Genomic DNA, 17,409 nt, shown 5'->3' on the forward strand with positions numbered 1-17,409 from the left:
GGGCCGTTTCGAACGACCCGCAGCGCCGCGGGGCAAGCGTTCCGCCAATGCGGTGCGCGGGCGCCGTCGGCAGACCGCGCCCGTGGCCGTTCCTGCGCCGCCCGCAACCGATCAGCCCGAGGGACGGCCAAAGGGGCGCCCTGCCCGCGCCTTCGGAGGCCGGGTCCGCCGACCGGCGCTGGCGCTGTTTCGCGGGATCGCCACCTTCGCTGGCGCGTGTCTCTCGGGGGCCTCTCGGCCCGAAGTCCCCGATCACCTGCGTGGCGACGTTGGTCTTCCCCCGCACGAGGAGAGGAAACACTATTCGAAATTCCTGTAGCGCCTTCGCACCTGGCAACGGCACCAAACCAAGAACCCGCCTGCCCTTGGCGCCGATCGGCATTGGCTCGCAGCGCAGCGAGATACTTGGCACCGGCACCTGAAACGTCGCCACAGTTTGTTCGGGTCGCGACCATCGACGGCTTCAGCCAAATCGAAGTCATCCGCAGCCGTGGCCCAGGCGTAGCCTGGAGACCGTCGAACAGGTGGCCCCCGGGCCAGCCGCCTGGTTCGATATCCGGCGTCGAAGTGCACCCATCGGGAACGTCCCACCCGCCAAACCCAACCGCCATGCGCAGCGCGGCAGACCAGATGCAATCACGAGGGAGGCCGGTGCGCGCCGTCAGTCCTCCGGCGGGAAGAGCTGCGCGTGCCCGGTGTCGAAATCGAAACCGATCTTTTCACCCGACTGGTAGATCCGGTCTTCCGACAACGCCGCGATCAGGGGTTCACCGTCTTCGAGGGTGACCTCCACCACCGTCTCGGCGCCGAGCCGTTCGGTGACGGTGATCTTGCCATGCAGCTTGCCCTCGGCATCGGGCACCGGGTGAAGATACTGCGGCCGCACGCCGAGAATTGCCTCTTGCCCCACCGCGAACGGCCGCCCCCGCGTGTCCACCACGATCGGATCGAGCGCCTTGTTCGTCACCCGGGCCTCGCCGCCGTCGAGCGCCTCCACCGTCACCCGGATGAAGTTCATCGAAGGTGCGCCGAGAAAGCCCGCGACGAACAGGTTGGCGGGTTCGTGGTAAAGTTCCATCGGCGCGCCGACCTGCATCACCTTGCCATCCTTCAGCACCACGATCTTGTCGGCCAGCGTCATCGCCTCGACCTGGTCGTGGGTGACGTAGATCATCGTCGCCGCGAGCTTCTGGTGCAGCTTGCCGATCTCGAGCCGCATATCCATCCGCAGCGCCGCATCGAGGTTCGACAGCGGCTCGTCGAACAGGAACACCTTCGGGTCGCGCACGATCGCCCGGCCGATGGCGACGCGCTGGCGCTGCCCGCCGGAGAGCTGCGACGGGCGACGGTCGAGCAGGTGCTCCATCTGCAGGATACGCGCGGCTTCCTGAACCTTGGCTTCCTTGGTTTGCTTGTCGGCCTTGTTGATCGTCAGGCCGAAGGCCACGTTCTCGCGCACCGTCATGTGCGGGAAGATCCCGTAGGTCTGGAACACCATCGCGATGCCGCGTTCCTTCGGCGGCAGGTCGTTCACCACCACGCCGCCGATCTCGATGGTGCCGGAGGTGATGTCTTCCAGCCCCGAGATCATCCGCAGCAGGGTGGACTTGCCGCAGCCCGAAGGCCCGACGAAGACGACGAACTCGCCGTCTTCGATGTCGATATCGACCCCCTTGATCACCTCGGTGGTCCCGAAGCTCTTGGTCACGTTCTTCAGCTTCACGGTCGCCATGGCATCACTCCGCTGCCTGCGCTTCCCGCAGCACGCGCAGGAGGCCGTTTTCGTCCACGATCACCGGCTCCGGGTCCATCACGTAGCCGCCGAAATGCCCGCCCTCGGCATGGTCGGCAAAGCCCATGATCACCAAACCGTCCGGGGTTTCGAGAATCCGCGCGGCATAGCGCCGGCACGGCAGGTCGCCGTCGAGGAACGGCCCCGGCGCGATCCGCCACGGCCCGCGCGGGCCGTCGCCGATCAGGTAATGGGTGCCGGTCACCGGCCCGCCCGCAATCCGCTCCGCCGCGTCCTTCGAGAAATGCTCGGCTGCGGTGCAGAACAGGCAATACCAGCGCCCCTCGGCCGCGAACACCTGCGGCACCTCGAGCTGGCCGTAGCCACCGGCAAACACCGGCGGTTGCAATTCCCATGTCATCAGGTCGGACGACGTGGCGAAACCGATCGCACCGCCGGCATTCGGCTCGGCGATCCCCGACGCCCGGGCGGTGAAGAACATCAGCCAGCCGGGGCCCTCGGGGTCGCGCATCACCCAGGGGTCGCGCATCGCGCGGTCGTGCCAGAAACCGCGCATATGGTCGGTTTCATAATGCCGCGCGTTCGGCCCGGTGAGGTCGAGGCAGAGCCCGTCGCCCACCCTTTCCCAGTTGTGCAGATCGGTCGAGGTGGCGTGCCCGATACGCTGGTAGAGCCCTTCCTCTTGCTTGCAGGTGCCGGTGTAGAACAGATGCCACAACCCGGCGTCATCCTGCACGACCGAACCTGTCCAGGTGGTGAAATCGTCCCAGGCCTCGGTTTCGGACGGTGCGAAACAGGTGCCCAGATGTTCCCAGGTCACGAGGTCGTCCGAGACCGCGTGGCCCTGGCTCACGTTGAAATGACGCAGATCGGGATTGATCAGCGACTTGTCGGCCTTGAGGAAAAAGCCGTGCCAGCGGTTGCCGTCATGGGCATACCAGCTGTCCCAGATCCATTGTTTGTCGAGCGCGATGACCATGTCTACTCCCTCAGCCCTTCACGCCCGTCGAGGCGATCGAAGCGATGAATGCGCGTTGCATGAACAGGTAGAAAGCGAGCACGGGCACCGAGATCAGCGTGAGGTAGGCCATGAGTTCGCCCCAGGCCACGTCGAGCTGGAAGAAATAGCCAAGCCCCACCATAATCGGCCGGTGCGCCTCGTCCTGCACCACGATCAGTGGCCACAGGTATTGCTCGTTATACATCTTGAGCGATTTCAGGATCGCCGCGGTGGCCAGAACCGGGCCCGAGAGCGGCATCACAACCCTGCGGTAGACCTGGAACCAGCTTGCCCCCTCGACCCGCGCCGCCTCGATCAGTTCGCGGGGCAAGTCCTTGAAATACTGCACGAACAGGAAGATGGTAAGCGCGTCGACGATCCACGGGACGATCTGCACCCGGTAGGTGTTGAGCCAGCCCCAATCGATCCCCTCGAAGCCAAGCCACGGCATTCGCGAGACCACCAGCAGCAACGGCACCGCGATGGTCTCGAACGGGATGATCAGGGTGGCAAGAATGATCGACAGCAGCGTGCCGCGCCCGTTCCAGTCGATGAACACGAAGGAAAAGGCGGCGACCGAGCAGATCGCGATCGAGAGCACGACCGTCACCACTGTCACGAAAACCGAGTTCATCATGAACCGCCCGATCGGGGCGCGGTCGAAGGCGGCGAAGTAGTTGTCGAGGCTGATGTCGCCCACCGGCATGAAGGCGCGCAGCGAGCCGGTGTCGGCCAGAAGCTGGTTGTCGGGCTTGAGCGACGACACCACCATGAACACCAGCGGAAACAGGAAGACGAGCGCCACGAGCGAGAGCACGAGATAGCGGGTGAATAGCCGGAGCCCCCGGTTATCGACTGCAACCTGGGCCATCAGCTCCGCTCCCGCGTGAGGTATCGCTGCACGAGCGAGATCGCCAGCACCATGAAGAACAGGATCACCGAGATTGCCGAGCCGCCGGAAATGTCCTGCTTGCCGTAGCCGCGTTCGACCGCCTGGAAGACCAGCGTCTGCGTCGAGTCGAGCGGGCCGCCGTTGGTCATCACGTCGATCTGGGCGAACAGCGCGAAGGCCTGCATGGTGATCACGATCAGCACCAGGATGGCGGTGTTGCGCAGGCCCGGCCAGGTCACGTAGCGAAAGGTCTGCCATTTCGAGGCGCCCTCGATCGCGGCGACCTCGTAGAGCGTCGGGCTGATCGTCTGCAGGCCCGAAAGCCAGATCACCATGTGGAGGCCGACCCCCTGCCAGGCCGACATCACGATGATCGAGCCGAGCGCGGTGTCGGGGTTGCCGAGCCAGTCGACCGGCTCGAACAGCCCGAAGGTGAGCGCGGCCAGGATGTTGTTCAGCAGCCCGTCATTGCCGTCGTATATGAACCGCCAGAGCAGCGATATCACCACGATGGAGATCACCACGGGCATGAAATAGATGGTTCTGAAACCGTTGATGCCGCGCAGCCGCTGGTTGATGAGCAAGGCCAGCAGAAGCGCGCCGCCGCCCTGAAGCGGCACGATGAAGACCACGAAAGTGAGCGTGTTGACCAGCGCCTTCATGAACACGACGTCCGAGGCGATGACCACCTTGGCATTGTCGCCCGATTGCCAGCGGAACCACTCGCGCATCCCCTTGTATTCGGGGAAGTCGGGGTTGCGGGTGATCGTGCGCACGCGCGGATACTGTATCTCGCCGTCCTCGTCGCGGACGATCTTGCCCGTATCGTCGCGTTCCGGCTCCAGCGTGATCACGTCGAGTCCGAGGAGCCGTTCGTAGTTCGAAAGCCCGATGAACTCGGTCGGGTTGGGCGAGATCAGCCGCTGGTTGGTAAGCGAGAACCAGAAGGCGAAGAAGAACGGCAGGATGATAAAGGTCGTGATCAGCACGAAGCCCGGCAGGGCAAAGGCCCATCCCACCCCGTTCGATCGGGTCAGTTTCGAAGCCATCGGCGCTCTCCGGCGTGGGGAAGGCGGAGGCCCGCGCCGGCGCGCGGACCCCCGGGGAGGAACTCAGTGGCCGTAGCCGCCGTTCTTCTCGATATCGGCGTCGATCTCGTCGACAGCCGCGTCGAGCGTGTCGGCCACGTCGGCGCCGTTGGCGATGTCGGCCAGGGCCTTCTCGAACACCTTTGCCGCCACCACGTAGCCCGGGCTCACCGGGCGCACCATCGCCTGCGCTTCCGAGAGATCGTAGAACACGGCCAGCGGGCCGCCATCCTTGTAGTTCTCGGTCATCTGCGCCGCCGAAGCCGTTGCCGGGATCAGACCGATGCCATCGGAGAACGCCGCCAGATACTTGTCCTGCGTGGCGAACTCGATGAATTCGGCCGCGCCGTCCGGGTGTTCGGAGGCGGCCGAGATGCCGAACTGCCAGCTCGCTGCGCCGATTTTCGAGCCGTTGCCGAAATCGGGCGCTGGCAGGAACACCACTTCGTCCACGCCCTCAAGCGCCGCCACCGCGGCCCAGTTGCCGTTCCACTGGAACGCATACTTGCCCTCGATGAAGCCGTTGTCGCGGTCGGCCGGGTCCTGGCTGGTGCCCGGCGCGTAACCGTCCTGGAACAGCGACTGCCACCATTCGCCGAACTCCATCGCCGCCTCGCCGTTCAGCGCGCCCTCGGCGGTCTTGTAGGTCGAACGATCGACGATATCGCCGCCGAAACTCTGGAGGAACGGCGAAAAGGCATAAGGATACCACTCGCCGGTCCAGGCCATGCCCGGATCGAAGGCATATTCATAATCGCCACTTGCCTTCGCGGCATCGAGCGCGGCCATGAACTCCTCGCCGGTCCAGGGCTTTTCCAGCGTCGGCCGGCGCAGCCCGAGATCGTCGAGCGTGGATTCGCGCGCATAAAGCGCCACCGCGGCGTCCCACAACCCGATCGAGTAGAGCTTGCCGTCCCAATAGCCCTTGGTGCCGGGCAGGAAGTCATCGAACTCGGATTCGTCGATCGGCAGCGGCTGCAGATAACCCGACCAGGCCCAGTTCGGCATCACCGGCCCGTCGACATCGACAATGTCCGGCAGGTTCCCGGCCAGCGCGGCAGCAACGATCGAGTCGTTTTAGCTTTCCTGCGGGAAGCTTTCGAGCGACACCGTCCATTCGTCCTGGCTTGCGTTGAAGTCGTCGATGATCTGGTTGATGATCGCGCTTTCGACCTCGTTGCCAGCGCCGTGATACCAAAGGCTCAGTTCGGTCTGCGCCAGCGCGCCACCCGCCATCAGGGCGAAGACGCTCGCAACGGCGGTTGTCTTGGTGAAATGTCTCATTCTGGTTCCTCCCTTTTGATGAGAACTCGAATTCAGGATGGGCCGGTGACCAAGGCCGGGACGGACGCACGCCAGACGACATCACCCCGGATGAGCTCTGGCGCCGCGTCTTCTGTATCAGCCCCGGCCATCGCCGCGAGCAGCCGCTCGGCCGCCCGCCGGCCCATTTCCACGTATGGAAGCTCGACAGTGGTGAGGCGCGGGAAAAGAGAATCGGAAATCGCGCGGTAATCGTCGTAGCCCGCGACGGCAATATCGGCGGGCACCTCGATCTGGCGCGCGCGCAGCATTCCGTAGGCCCGCATCGCCATGCGGTCGTTGCCACAGCAGATCACCGTCGGGCGGTCATCGAGCGCCAGCACCGCGTCGAGCGCCGCCCACAGACACTCGGCCTGCGCCTCGGTATCGTCCCCCAGCGTGTCGGCCACCACAACCAGGGCCGGATCGTAGTCGATCCCGGCGTCCTGCAACGCGGCGCGATAGCCCGCCGTGCGCAATCGCGTTGCATCAAGCTGGTCGGACAGGGTGAGATAGGCGATCCGCCGGTGCCCGTGCGCGATGATCTCCTGCACCAGCCGGTATTGCCCGAACCGGTCGTCGGGAACGATGGCCGGCGTATGGGCGTCGTCGTAGCAATTGGCAAGAACGATCGGCGGATGTCCCGGCAACCGCGGCAGAGAAACCTGGCGATGGTAGTCCGCCACGTAGATGATACCCTCGACCCTGTGCTCCACGAAGGTCCGCATCAGGCTGGGAACCCGGTCGCTGCGCCCGCCGGTGTCCGAGATGAGAAGCGTCTTTCCCGAGTTCTCGAGCCCTTCCTGCACACCCTTGACGATGAAGATGTCGGGCAGACCCGAGGCCGCCGGGTCCAGCGGGCTGAGGCTGATGGCGCCGGTGACCAGACCGATCAGCCCGGATCGTTGCGAGCGCATCGTGCGGGCCGCCGACGAGGGCACATAGCCCAGTTCGGCAATCGCCTTCTCGACGGCTTCGCGGGTTTTCTTGCCGACCGGCGCATCGCCATTCAGCACCCGGCTCACCGTTTTCGGCGAGACCTGCGCAGCCTTGGCGACATCGTAGATCGTCGACATGCGTCCTCCCCCGCCATGACAGCCGCAGACATCCTGTTGGCAGATGCGACAAATGACATCGGTGTCATGACATCGGTGTCATAAACCGACTCACCAAAACCTGTCAAGCGCGTCGCTCGCAATTGCCCGCTCGATCCTGGGCTTGGATCTTTCCCTCACCGAAACGGCGCACCCCGATAGCGGGATCACGCGCGCACGCGACGCGCCGCGGCAAGGTTGCGCAAATCGATTGGAAAAGGGCTTTCAATCAGGGGCCAGGGCCATTCGGTGGCCGTTCGGATTGGCAGCTAGGAGCCCTTCCAGCGGCGCAACATCCAATACCATTGATCGGGTCTGCCGAGGATGCGCGCCGACAGGCTGTCGTTGAATGCCTGCGTCATCGTGAGACTGTCGGTGTGCGCAATCGCGGGTTCGAACTCAACGGAGAAATGGCACCCGTCCCCGGCACGTATGCCGTAGGCCGGGACCATCGGCAGATCGTATTTCAGGGCAAGCTGCGCCGCGGCCAGGGAGGTCCGGGCCGGAATTCCCAGGAATGGCAGCAATTCGCCTTCTGGATACTTCTCATCGAGCAGGATGGCGATGAAGCCGCCCGCACGCAAATGGCGGACCAGTGCCTTGGTGCCGGCGTGCCCCGTGGGAAGGATCGGCTGCCCGCCAGCCTCGATCCCCGCCAGCAGCCGGCGCTGGTAGTGCCGATTGGTCTGCGGGCGGTAAACCGCCCCGGTCTCCATTCCGCGCGCCTTCAGAACGGCGCGCACCGCCTCCCATTGGCCGTAGTGGCCCGAGACGATGATGGCCCCTTTCCCCGCCGCGCGGGCGTCCTCCAATGCCGCAAGCCCGGAGCCGGACACCGTGAACCTGTCCAGCCGGGTCTGAAACTCGGCGTTGTGGTAGATCTCGAACAGGGTCTGCCCCATGTTGCGCCCCATCCCACGCGCGACGACCATCCGCTCGCGGCGCGGCATGTCGGGGAACACGCGCCTGAATTCGCGGTCAAACCGGCGTCGGGCGGGGCCGAACCATCGCACCACGCTGCCGACAACGCCGCCCAGCGCCCGCGACTGCATATCGAAGGCGCGCCATCGGGAGAACGTCAGCACGGACCATAACGGAAGGTACCGGACGTGCTGCCAAACTGATTTGGCCGGACGGGAGAACATTTCTTTCATATGGACGGAACGACCCCTGTTTCCAAGGGCGGACAGGGCCACGCGCAAGCACTGAGCGCAATCGCTGGTGCCGGGGCGATGTTTTTGAGCCGTGGTTCGCCGACGATGCCGGTTAACGCCGGCCGCCTAAGATGTCAGGAACCCACCGTCCACGGTGATCTCGGTGCCGGTCAGAAACGATGCGCGCGGGTCGGCGATCCAGACCACGAAGCTGGCGATTTCCTCGGGCGTTCCAAGGCGTTTCAGGGCCGTTCTCCGGACCTTCCGTTCGGTCACATGGGCCGGAATACCGGCGGTCGGTCCCGTGACCAGTCGGGTTTCGACATAGCCGGGGCACAGCGCGTTGATCCGAATTCCCTTGCCCCCGTATTCCAGAGCGGCCGACCGCGTCAGACCGATCACGCCGTGTTTCGAGGCGGCATAGGCAGACCCGCCGGCGGTTCCGCGCAACCCGATCACCGATGCGGTATTGACGACGACGCCCCCGCCCTGCCCTTCCATGACCGGCAGTTCCGCGCGCATCGCGTTGAAAACGCCGGTGAGGTTGACCGACAGCACCTTGGCCCAGACATCGTGCGGATACTGCGCGACCTTGGCGGATGATCCGGTGATGCCGGCGTTGTTGAACGCGATATCCAGACCGCCGAACGTGTCGACGGCGCGGTCGACCAGGGCAACACAGGCTTCCGGGTCGGTGACATCGGTTTCGAGGAACGAGCAGTGTCTCGACAATGGTTTAATCTCCGCCGGTAGCGCGGGCCGAGCGGAGTCTTCGCGTAACCCCCTACACATCCCGTCAGCGGCAAGGTCGCGCATGGGTCAGTTCCCGTTGACGATGCTGCCAGTTACCGAGGCAGTTCCGGGCGACTTTCAACTATCGCAGCGTATTCGTTGCTGAAGCGTCCCCCACCCGACCCGATGCGCTCTCGGCACACGCCAAGGCCGGTCATGTGATCCTGCGCCTTCCAGGCATGTGCCCTGCACGCCCCCCGCGTCTACCGTCCGTCAACACGATCACATTGTGTCATACTGGACAGCCAGTCGAGGACCATTGACCAGGAGTGCTCGTTAGCCTCGGCGTTCGAGGTGGCATCTCCCCCCATCGTGGTCAGCACGCCAGTCACCGGGTGTGGATAAGCGATAAGCGTCGTTGGCACGTAGGGAAACAGGATGGAATGGCCACCCTTGGGATAGTTTTCCCATTGCACAGGATAAGGATGGCCCGCGGCGTGCAAGCTGCTCTGGACGATCAGTGAATAGAGATCAGACGGCCACGCACCATCATCGCCACCGGAAATCAGCATCACCGGCCCGGCGATGCGTTCGACCGGAATCCTTGCACGTTTGAGCGCTTGCGGGTCGGCGAACGCGGTCATCATCGCCAGGCTGTTGCGACGCGGCGGCTCCCCTTCGTCGTAGGGTGCCCAACTGGCATATTTGTTGTCATCCCAGATATGGACCAGCGGCCGGCCATCAAGCAGCCACGCCGGCCCGTCACGGCCGAATTCGGGGTCGCAGGCCGCCTGTCCACCATGGTCAAACGCGCTGGGGACATAGGCAATTACCGCCGAAACCTTCTCCGCAAAGGTCGCGCCCAGCAGAAGCGAAAGCTCCCCTCTGACGGCTCATCCCGCGCCGGGTGATGTGGTCGCCGATCGCGGTTACGACACGCGCGCCATCCTCGATCTGGTCGCCGCGCATGGCGGCAGAGGCCATATCCCGACGCAGTGGGACCGCAAGGTGCAGCGCTCGGTAGATCCAGCGATCTTTCGCCAGCGCAACCTCGTCGAGCGGTTCTTCAACGAGCTCACACACTTCCGCATGATCGTTACCCGTTACGAAAAGTCCGCACGCAACTATCTCGCCGCCGTGCTCATCGCATGTTCAAGACTCTGGTTGCGCCATTATGAGTCCGCATCCTAGACTCGCGGGTGCGCCAATCCGGTCTCGGGCCGACCCATCACGGCCGGATCAGCATGGCCGGGCGCAGCCATGCGCGTGCGATGCTGGTCGAAGCGGCCTGGGCCGCGGCGAAAGCGCCGGGACCATTGCGCACCTTCTTCATCCGCATCCGGGCGCGCCGTGGCCATCAGGTCGCCGCCGTCGCGATGGCGCGCAAGCTGAAGGGGAGTACCTGGACGGATGAAGGCAGGCGGAGACGATCGGGAGCATGTGGTACTCTCGTGAATTACCTCCAAGTTAATAATAGGCTTGATGGGAAGTTGGCGGGTTATCAAATCGTCTGTCCGCGTCGCCCCTTCTCTTCTGAGTGCGCCTGCGGCATGCGTGGTTGTGACCCCGTCGGCAACCTGCCGGAGCCTTGTCTGACCCGCGGTCGGTGCTTGAGGTTCCTGATGCGCGACCCAACGCGGCCTCAGCGGTTGTCGGAGTTTTCGGCTTTCGATCAGGTGCACGGATTCGTGTCGCGCTAATCCGGGCGCCGTCGAATCGGTTTGGCACATTGGATACAGGCAGATAGGGCGTCCACCAGATTAGCGCGCCGACCCTCGCGGCGTCCGTGTAGCTTTTTTAATTGCACATGATAGGCTGATCACGGTCCACCGCCAAGGCACGAGTGAACCGCCCCTCTTGAAGGGGCATGAAAACTGCATCGTTGTGCAAACGTAGGAGGAGCAAATGTCTGACACGGATCCCAAGAGCACCGATCGGCGCAATTTCATGAAAACAGTGGGCGCGACGGGTGGCATTCTCACCCTTAGCGCCACGCTCCCGACGCGCCTTTGGGCGCAAGGTACGCCACCGCAGGTTCCGATCGGACAGGTCGTCGCCTTCACAGGTTCCGGCGCAGAATACGGCACTTTCTACCGCGACGCGGCTCAATTGGCGTTTGATCAGATCAACACCGCCGCTGAAGAAGTGTTTGGCGGACCCATCGTGGCCCGGCTGATCGCGGAGGATTCCAACACGCTGCCGACGCCTGCGATCGAGGCCGCCCGCAAGCTGGTCGAGGCCGATGGCGTGCCTGCGATCATTGCCGCCTGGTCGAGCGGGGTCACCGTTGCCATTGCAACCTCGGTCACGATTCCCTCGGGTGTGCTTCAGGTCGGCAACGGCACCACGTCGCCGCTGGTCTCGGTCCTGCCCGAGGATGCGGATGCCGATCTGCTCTATCGCACCAGCCCCTCGGACGCGTTGCAGGGGGTGGTCGCGGCCGATCTGACGGCGGGAAACATCCTTCCCGACTACAAGTTCAAGACGGCGTCGACCATCTATATCAACAATCCCTACGGACAGGGGCTGTCCAACGCCTATGCGGCGGCGTTCGAGAAGCGTGGTGGCAAGATCCTGGCGCAGGTGGCCCACCCCGAAGAGGTGCAGCCGACCTACCGCGCGCAGATCACCGCGGCGCTGAAGGACAATCCCGACGTGCTGATGCTGCCCACCTATCCGGCGCATACTGCGCAGATCCTCAAGGAGTGCCGCGATATCTTCGAATACACGAGCTGGCAGTTCACCGACGCGAACCGCTCCAGCGAGGTGCTCGACGCGGTCGGCGGCAAGGATCTGGCCGGTAAGCTGGGCACCGTGCCCTCGGCCGACCCGGAATCGCCCAGCTATATCGAGTTCGCCAAGAGCTATCGCGATGCCACCGGTCAGGACCGTATCCCGCCGTTTACCGAAACCACCTATGACGCGGCGATGGTAATCGGGCTGGCCCTGGCCAAGGTGATCGCGGATGGTGCAACCGATCCTACTGCGATCAACGGGCGAGCGTTGGCCGACCAGTTGCGGTTCATAGCCAACCCGCCGGGCGACAACATCGTCGGCGGCAGCCAGGCCGAAATCACCAAGGCGCTGCAAGCGATCAAGGACGGCGGCGACATCAACTATGTCGGTGCTGGCGGTTCGGTCGATTTCGACGCAAACGGCGACGTGAAGACGCCGGTGGCGATCTGGAAATACACCGAGGACGGCGACGAGAACGTCAAGATCGTGCCGGCCGACGAGATCGCGTCGGAATAGGCTTCCAACATACCAAACGACGGCGGGCGCCCGATCGGGCGCCCGCTTTTTTGCAAGTTCATCCCTGCCGGATATCCTTTGGCCGATGCAGGGCCAACTTCAGTCTTTGTTGGTGTCGTCCGGCATGAAATCCGAGACCCGCTTGCGCTCCTTGATCAGACCTTGCGGACGATAGAGCACGATCAGCCCCAGTAGCAGCGCCACCAGCATCCAGCGCAGATAGGCTCCGCGCGACGGCAGGTCGTCGGAGATCAGCTGAAGCGCCGGGCTGGCGCTGTCGATCATGAAGGCGGCCCCGCTCCACACCCCCCAGACCGCGAAGGCCCCGAGTATCGCGCCCTTGTTGTTGCCGCTACCGCCCAGCATCAGCATGACCCAGATGATGAAAGTGGCGAACAACGGGTTGAAGTGGCTGTAGTCGATGCTGACGACATAGTGGGCATAGACCGCGCCGGCGACCCCCATGATGAAGCTGCCGACCACGAAGGACTCGATCCGCCGCCGGGTCACGTTCTTGCCGTTCATTGCGGCCGAGTTTTCCTCGTCCCGGATGGCGCGCAACATTCGGCCCCAGGGTGAGCGTGAAATACGCTCCAGCGCGATAAACACCAGCGCGAGGATCAGCGATACCACGATCAGGTAGAAGAACACGTAATCGCGTGGACTGAGTGGAGCGAGGAAATCGGCAACGCCGGTTGGTAGCCACGAACAGGCCGGATCCTTGAACAGGCAGTCAAGCGGGCGCGGGATGCCGCGCATCGGCTGCGGACCATTGGCCAGCCAGCGCTCGTTCTGGAAGATGAAACGGATGACCTCGGCAATGCCCAGCGTGGCGATGGCCAGAAAATCGGTGCGCAGGCGCAGGACCGGGATGCTGATCAGGAACCCGACGATGGCGGCCAGGATGCCGGCCATCACGACGCCGGCCAGGAACGGCCATTGCAGCCCGAACGCCTGTTGTGAATAGGCCGCCAGCGCGCCTTCGGGCATGGTGGTGGTGAACAGCGCCGAGGTGAAGGCACCCACCGAAAAGAACCCCGCGACTCCGAAATTGACGTGGCCGGCAAGCCCCCACTGGCTGTTCAACCCGAGTGCGAGGATCGCATAGATCCCCGCCATGGTGGAAAACGAGACCAGATAGGTCAGTGTGCCGCGATCCAGAATGAGAGGCAGGGCGAAGGCTGCAACTGCGGCGGCAATCAATGCAAGTATCGCGCGGCGGGTTGCCCGTCCGGGCAGAGCCAGCAGCCCCAGCAGGAACAGGGGCAGAAACAGAAGGGCGGTGCGGGCAAGATCGATCTGTTGCATCATCAATCGTCCTTCTGCCCAAACAACCCCATCGGTTGCAGCACCAGCACCACGACCATCAGGATGAACGAAACACCCGGCCCATAAGCGGGGTTGATGAAGGACGACGAAACCTGTTGCGCGATGCCGATGATGATGGCCCCGACAATCGCCCCCGCGGGGCTGCCGATCCCGCCCATGATCACGGCGGCGAACATCGGCAGCAACAGGAACCAGCCCATCTCGGGGCGCAGTTGCGACGCCAGTCCGTACATGACGCCGCCTGCCACGGCGAGGCTCGCGCCAAGCGCCCATGTGGCGGCGATGACGCGTTCGGTGTTGATGCCGCGGACCTGGGCCAGATCGGGGTTGTTGGCGGTCGCCCGCATTGCCTTGCCCATGCGCGTGCGTGACAGCAGGATCCAGGTCAGCGCGACGAGGATCGCGGCGAGCACGAAGACGAAAAGCTGATCAGCCTGGATGCGGATGTCGAGAGGCAGCGACAGCACCGGATTGGACCGGCCGGGATAGAAGAACAGGAAGTCGGACCCCCAGACCAGATAGATCACGCTGCGCAGGAAGAATGACGCCGCCAGGGACGCCATGGCGAACAGCACCAGCGAGGCATCGCGCACCCTGAGCGGGCGGAACAGGACCCGGTCGACCACCAGCGCGACCAAGGCCACGAGCGGCATCGTCACCACCATGCCGACCAGCAGATCCCAGCCAAAGGAAAATGGCCTGAGCGCCGCGCTGGCGGGCAGGAGGGCCATGATGGTGAAGGTGCCATAGGCACCGAAGGACACCAGTTCACCATGGGCGAAGTTGGGAAATTTGAGCACGCCGTAGACCAAGGTGAGGCCGATCGCGCCGAGAGCGATGATGCCGCCCAGCATCACCCCCCAGATCGTCAGCGACAGAAGGTCCGACCCGGACGCTCCCTGACGGTAACCGAGTCCCCAGAAGACGACCAGTGTAACGGCCAGGGCGACGGCGAGCGCGGTGCGACTGCGCAGGCCCGCGAGGATGCGTTCCCCCGTGGTGCGGTCATCGGCGTGGCGCGGGGCATCGGCGTCGCCGGTGGCGTCATGAATGCTCATGATGGGTCTCCTGTCCGATGGCGCGTCTCATACCTCAGCCTCCCAGATACAGCCGTCCGACCTCGGGGTCGTTCAAGAGCCCCTCGCCGGTGCCCTCAAAGCGGTTCCGGCCGCTGGCCAGAACATAGCCGCGATCCGACATCCGAAGCGACAGTTGCGCGTTTTGCTCGACGATCAGGATCGCGGGGCCGGCCTTGTTGATCTTGGCGATCTGCTCGAAGATCACACCGACCATCTTGGGCGACAGGCCGGCCGAGGGTTCGTCCATCAGCACGAGCTTGGGGTTGAGCATCAGGGCGCTACCCATCGCAACCATCTGACGCTCACCTCCCGACATCTTGCCGGCGCGTTGATTGCGCCGCTCCTTGAGCCTCGGGAAATAAGCGTAGATCGCCTCCTTGCGAGCCTCTATCTCGGACCGTTTCGCCAGAAACGCCCCCATTTCCAGGTTTTCCGAAACCGTCAGATCGGTGAAGATGTTTGCGACCTGCGGCACGTAACACATGCCGCGCTCGACGATCTGGTAGGGTTGCAGGCGCGAAATGTCCTCGCCCTCGAAATGCACCGATCCCTCGCGGGGATGCAAAAGGCCGAAGACCGTCTTCATCACCGTCGACTTGCCGGCACCGTTGGGGCCGATGATCGTCACCATCTCGCCCTCGCCGACCTCCAAGGACACGTCACGCAGGATTTCGGTGTCACCATAACCGGCGGTGACGTTGCGGACTTCAAGCAGCGCCATATTGTCCCCCCAGATACGCCTCAAGAACCGTCGGATCGTTGCGCACCTCTTCGGGGCGGCCTTCCATCAGCCGGCGGCCCTCGCTCATCACGATCACCGGGTCGCACAGTTCCATCACCAGTTCCATGTCATGTTCGATCAACAGGAAGGTGACGCCGCGTTCGCGGCGCAGAAACTCGATGTTTTCGGCCAGCTTGTTCATCAATGTCTTGTTCACGCCGGCGGCCGGTTCATCGAGCAGCACGAGACGCGGCCGGGCCATCATCGTGCGCGCGAGTTCCAGAAGCTTCTTCTGGCCACCGGACAGGCGGCCGGCATATTCCGTCGCGAGGTGAGTCAGATTGACGAACTCGAGCACCTCCATTGCCTGATCGCGGATTTCGCGCTCCTGCGCACGCACCGCATTGGGGCGCAGCCAGCAGTTCCAGAAATGCTCGCCCTTCTGGTTCGGCGCGACGAGCATCAGGTTTTCAAGCACGGTCATGGTGCCGTGTTCGCGGGGTATCTGGAACGTGCGGCAGATCCCGCGATGGAAGACTGCATGGGGCGGCAGGCTCGTGATGTCTTCGCCATTGGTAAAGACGCGCCCCGAGTCGGGTTTGAAATAGCCGGTGATCAGGTTGAACAGAGTAGTCTTGCCGGCGCCGTTCGGACCAATCAGCCCGGTGATCGTGCCTTCCTGAACACTGAGCGAACACCCATCGATCGCCCGCAGACCGTCAAAATCCTTGACCAGATCGCGCACCTCGAGAACTGGCGGCCTTGCCCCGTTTGTTTCGGACATGCGATGCCTCCGGCTGGTGTTCCTCCTCTAAAGGCATACTACAGGCGCTTATTAAATCAAGGAGACCCGACATTCATTGTCGAAGCCGCCCCGTGCGCATGCGCCACGCGAGACTTTTGGTAGCGTCCGCGAGCGTGGTGTAATTTCACCGACACGTTCGGTGTAATCCCGGGTGGCCATCGAGGTGTATGGTCGAGGCGGAGTTTGGCGACTTCAACCACAGACCACACAGAGACCCCGATGACCAAGACCAACATGGACCCGCCCGAGCTTCTGGCAAAGCATGATCAGGGCGATCTGCTTCGAAGCATTGCCGAGGCCGTCCTTCAGCTGATCATGGAGGCCGATGTCGACGGCCTGATCGGCGCCGGCCGGCACGAGCGCCGCGGCGAGCGCACGACCTGGCGCAACGGGTATCGGGATCGCGTCCTCGATACCCGTCTGGGCGCGCTTAACCTGCGGGTGCCGAAGCTGCGGCAGGACAGGTACTTCCCGGGCTTTCTCGAGGCGCGCAAAACCTCGGAGCAGGCGCTGGTCGCAGTGATCCAGGAAGCGTGGATCGGCGGCGTCTCGACCCGGCGGGTGGACGAGTTGGTGCAGGCGATAGGGCTGAGAGGCATCTCGAAGAGCACCGTCTCGAAACTGTGCAAGGACATCGACGAGCGGCTAGGCGAGTTCCTGAACCGGCCGCTGACGGGGGAATGGCCCTATGTCCGGGTCGACGCCACCTCCCTGAAGGTGCGTCAGGGCGGCCTTATCGTGCCGGTCGCGGCGATAATCGCCGTGGCTGCCAACACCGAAGGGCGCCGGGAGATCATCGGTCTGGGCATCGGGCCCTAGGTCTTGAACCCACAAAAGGAATTCCCTTTGGATCGTTGTCGTGATTCACTTTTTGGAAACCGGAGGTGAGCATGACGGGCAGGCATGATCTGAGCGATATGGCGTGGGCGGTGATCGCGCCGCTTCTCCCCAACAAGCCGCGCGGCGTGGCGCGTGTGGATGACCGGCGAGTGATCTCGGGCATCTTCTATATTCTGCGAACCGGCGCCCCCTGGCGCGACCTGCCGCAACGCTAAGGTCCCGGAACCACCGTCTACAACCGATACAACAGGTGGGCGAAGGCCGGGGTCTGGCTGCGCATTTTCGAGGCTTTGGCGGAGAAAATTCTCGCATTCCTTACACTTGATCGACAGTTCCATCGTGCGCGCCCACCAACACGCCGCCGGTTG

The 17,409-nt window shown here is 63.7% G+C and carries 16 protein-coding genes and 3 pseudogenes; 5 read left to right on the top strand and 14 right to left on the bottom strand.

Annotated features, from left to right (window positions below):
* Positions 1-661 precede the first annotated feature (661 nt).
* From FVF75_RS11965 to FVF75_RS17940, 10 genes are all read right to left on the bottom strand, one after another.
* Positions 662-1,732 (bottom strand): ABC transporter ATP-binding protein, encoded by a 1,071-nt coding sequence (locus FVF75_RS11965; protein WP_148378209.1) that lies wholly within the window; start codon positions 1,730-1,732, stop codon positions 662-664.
* Between the two features lie 4 nt (positions 1,733-1,736).
* Positions 1,737-2,732, bottom strand: a complete 996-nt coding sequence (locus FVF75_RS11970; RefSeq protein ID WP_148378210.1) for a glycoside hydrolase family protein — start codon at positions 2,730-2,732, stop codon at positions 1,737-1,739.
* A 10-nt stretch (positions 2,733-2,742) separates the two neighbouring features.
* A complete protein-coding gene (locus FVF75_RS11975) occupies positions 2,743-3,624 on the bottom strand; it encodes a carbohydrate ABC transporter permease (protein ID WP_148378211.1) in 882 nt (293 codons plus the stop codon).
* Entirely contained in the window at positions 3,624-4,694 is a 1,071-nt protein-coding gene (locus FVF75_RS11980) for a carbohydrate ABC transporter permease (RefSeq protein ID WP_148378212.1), read from the bottom strand. Before FVF75_RS11980 ends, FVF75_RS11975 begins: the two co-directional genes overlap by 1 nt.
* Before the next feature lie 63 nt (positions 4,695-4,757).
* Entirely contained in the window at positions 4,758-5,801 is a 1,044-nt protein-coding gene (locus tag FVF75_RS11985) for an extracellular solute-binding protein (RefSeq protein ID WP_281289615.1), read from the bottom strand.
* A 9-nt stretch (positions 5,802-5,810) separates the two neighbouring features.
* A complete protein-coding gene (locus FVF75_RS17760; protein WP_246138071.1) occupies positions 5,811-6,017 on the bottom strand; it encodes a hypothetical protein in 207 nt (68 codons plus the stop codon).
* Positions 6,018-6,049: 32 nt separating this feature from the next.
* Positions 6,050-7,111 carry a LacI family DNA-binding transcriptional regulator gene (locus tag FVF75_RS11990; RefSeq protein WP_148378213.1) on the bottom strand — a complete coding sequence of 354 codons (1,062 nt, stop codon included), beginning with the start codon at positions 7,109-7,111 and terminating at the stop codon, positions 6,050-6,052.
* A gap of 287 nt (positions 7,112-7,398) precedes the next feature.
* Positions 7,399-8,274 carry a lysophospholipid acyltransferase family protein gene (locus FVF75_RS11995; RefSeq protein WP_148378237.1) on the bottom strand — a complete coding sequence of 292 codons (876 nt, stop codon included), beginning with the start codon at positions 8,272-8,274 and terminating at the stop codon, positions 7,399-7,401.
* Positions 8,275-8,409: 135 nt separating this feature from the next.
* Positions 8,410-9,099, bottom strand: a complete 690-nt coding sequence (locus FVF75_RS12000) for an SDR family NAD(P)-dependent oxidoreductase (RefSeq protein ID WP_148378214.1) — start codon at positions 9,097-9,099, stop codon at positions 8,410-8,412.
* Between the two features lie 179 nt (positions 9,100-9,278).
* Positions 9,279-9,659, bottom strand: a complete 381-nt coding sequence (locus tag FVF75_RS17940) for an acyl-CoA thioester hydrolase/BAAT C-terminal domain-containing protein (protein WP_425463232.1) — start codon at positions 9,657-9,659, stop codon at positions 9,279-9,281.
* Positions 9,660-9,927: 268 nt separating this feature from the next.
* Here FVF75_RS17940 and FVF75_RS12010 point away from each other — a divergent pair, with 268 nt between their 5' ends.
* The 3 genes and pseudogenes from FVF75_RS12010 to FVF75_RS12020 all read left to right on the top strand — a co-directional run bounded on the left by FVF75_RS12010 (position 9,928) and on the right by FVF75_RS12020 (position 12,267).
* Positions 9,928-10,206, top strand: a complete 279-nt coding sequence (locus FVF75_RS12010; protein WP_187393055.1) for a transposase — start codon at positions 9,928-9,930, stop codon at positions 10,204-10,206.
* Positions 10,203-10,421: pseudogene (locus FVF75_RS12015) on the top strand (transposase); the annotation flags it as partial. The gene FVF75_RS12010 and the pseudogene FVF75_RS12015, both read left to right, overlap by 4 nt.
* Positions 10,422-10,962: 541 nt before the next feature.
* Positions 10,963-12,267 carry an ABC transporter substrate-binding protein gene (locus FVF75_RS12020; protein WP_246138076.1) on the top strand — a complete coding sequence of 435 codons (1,305 nt, stop codon included), beginning with the start codon at positions 10,963-10,965 and terminating at the stop codon, positions 12,265-12,267.
* 99 nt (positions 12,268-12,366) lie between these two features.
* On the opposite strand, the gene FVF75_RS12025 is transcribed toward FVF75_RS12020, so the two are convergent.
* The 4 genes from FVF75_RS12025 to FVF75_RS12040 are packed head-to-tail and all read right to left on the bottom strand — an operon-like array spanning position 12,367 to position 16,180.
* Positions 12,367-13,575 (bottom strand): branched-chain amino acid ABC transporter permease, encoded by a 1,209-nt coding sequence (locus FVF75_RS12025; protein ID WP_148378217.1) that lies wholly within the window; start codon positions 13,573-13,575, stop codon positions 12,367-12,369.
* Between the two features lie 2 nt (positions 13,576-13,577).
* Positions 13,578-14,654: a branched-chain amino acid ABC transporter permease gene (locus FVF75_RS12030; RefSeq protein WP_148378218.1), complete on the bottom strand. Its 1,077-nt coding sequence runs from the start codon at positions 14,652-14,654 to the stop codon at positions 13,578-13,580.
* Between the two features lie 34 nt (positions 14,655-14,688).
* Positions 14,689-15,396: an ABC transporter ATP-binding protein gene (locus FVF75_RS12035; RefSeq protein ID WP_148378219.1), complete on the bottom strand. Its 708-nt coding sequence runs from the start codon at positions 15,394-15,396 to the stop codon at positions 14,689-14,691.
* The gene (locus FVF75_RS12040; RefSeq protein ID WP_148378220.1) at positions 15,383-16,180 is read right to left on the bottom strand and encodes an ABC transporter ATP-binding protein; all 798 of its coding nucleotides are present in this window, start codon (positions 16,178-16,180) and stop codon (positions 15,383-15,385) included. Before FVF75_RS12040 ends, FVF75_RS12035 begins: the two co-directional genes overlap by 14 nt.
* A gap of 240 nt (positions 16,181-16,420) precedes the next feature.
* Between FVF75_RS12040 and FVF75_RS12045 the strand changes: the two are divergent.
* A pseudogene (locus FVF75_RS12045) lies at positions 16,421-17,017 on the top strand (transposase); the annotation flags it as partial.
* A 74-nt stretch (positions 17,018-17,091) separates the two neighbouring features.
* Positions 17,092-17,409, top strand: a pseudogene (locus FVF75_RS17765) (IS5 family transposase); the annotation flags it as partial.

The organism is Maritimibacter fusiformis, assembly GCF_008086115.1.
In the GTDB taxonomy this organism is placed as follows: domain Bacteria; phylum Pseudomonadota; class Alphaproteobacteria; order Rhodobacterales; family Rhodobacteraceae; genus Muriiphilus; species Muriiphilus fusiformis.

Coding starts and splice junctions, on each gene's coding strand:
- FVF75_RS12040 (WP_148378220.1), bottom strand. CDS start 16,180: ATGTCCGAAACAAACGGGGCAAGGCCGCCAGTTCTCGAGGTGCGCGAT.
- FVF75_RS12025 (WP_148378217.1), bottom strand. CDS start 13,575: ATGCAACAGATCGATCTTGCCCGCACCGCCCTTCTGTTTCTGCCCCTG.
- FVF75_RS12020 (WP_246138076.1), top strand. CDS start 10,963: ATGAAAACAGTGGGCGCGACGGGTGGCATTCTCACCCTTAGCGCCACG.
- FVF75_RS12035 (WP_148378219.1), bottom strand. CDS start 15,396: ATGGCGCTGCTTGAAGTCCGCAACGTCACCGCCGGTTATGGTGACACC.
- FVF75_RS11990 (WP_148378213.1), bottom strand. CDS start 7,111: ATGTCGACGATCTACGATGTCGCCAAGGCTGCGCAGGTCTCGCCGAAA.
- FVF75_RS17940 (WP_425463232.1), bottom strand. CDS start 9,659: ATGACCGCGTTCGCCGACCCGCAAGCGCTCAAACGTGCAAGGATTCCG.
- FVF75_RS17760 (WP_246138071.1), bottom strand. CDS start 6,017: ATGAGACATTTCACCAAGACAACCGCCGTTGCGAGCGTCTTCGCCCTG.
- FVF75_RS11995 (WP_148378237.1), bottom strand. CDS start 8,274: ATGTTCTCCCGTCCGGCCAAATCAGTTTGGCAGCACGTCCGGTACCTT.
- FVF75_RS11980 (WP_148378212.1), bottom strand. CDS start 4,694: ATGGCTTCGAAACTGACCCGATCGAACGGGGTGGGATGGGCCTTTGCC.
- FVF75_RS11965 (WP_148378209.1), bottom strand. CDS start 1,732: ATGGCGACCGTGAAGCTGAAGAACGTGACCAAGAGCTTCGGGACCACC.
- FVF75_RS12030 (WP_148378218.1), bottom strand. CDS start 14,654: ATGAGCATTCATGACGCCACCGGCGACGCCGATGCCCCGCGCCACGCC.
- FVF75_RS12000 (WP_148378214.1), bottom strand. CDS start 9,099: ATGCGCGACCTTGCCGCTGACGGGATGTGTAGGGGGTTACGCGAAGAC.
- FVF75_RS11975 (WP_148378211.1), bottom strand. CDS start 3,624: ATGGCCCAGGTTGCAGTCGATAACCGGGGGCTCCGGCTATTCACCCGC.
- FVF75_RS11970 (WP_148378210.1), bottom strand. CDS start 2,732: ATGGTCATCGCGCTCGACAAACAATGGATCTGGGACAGCTGGTATGCC.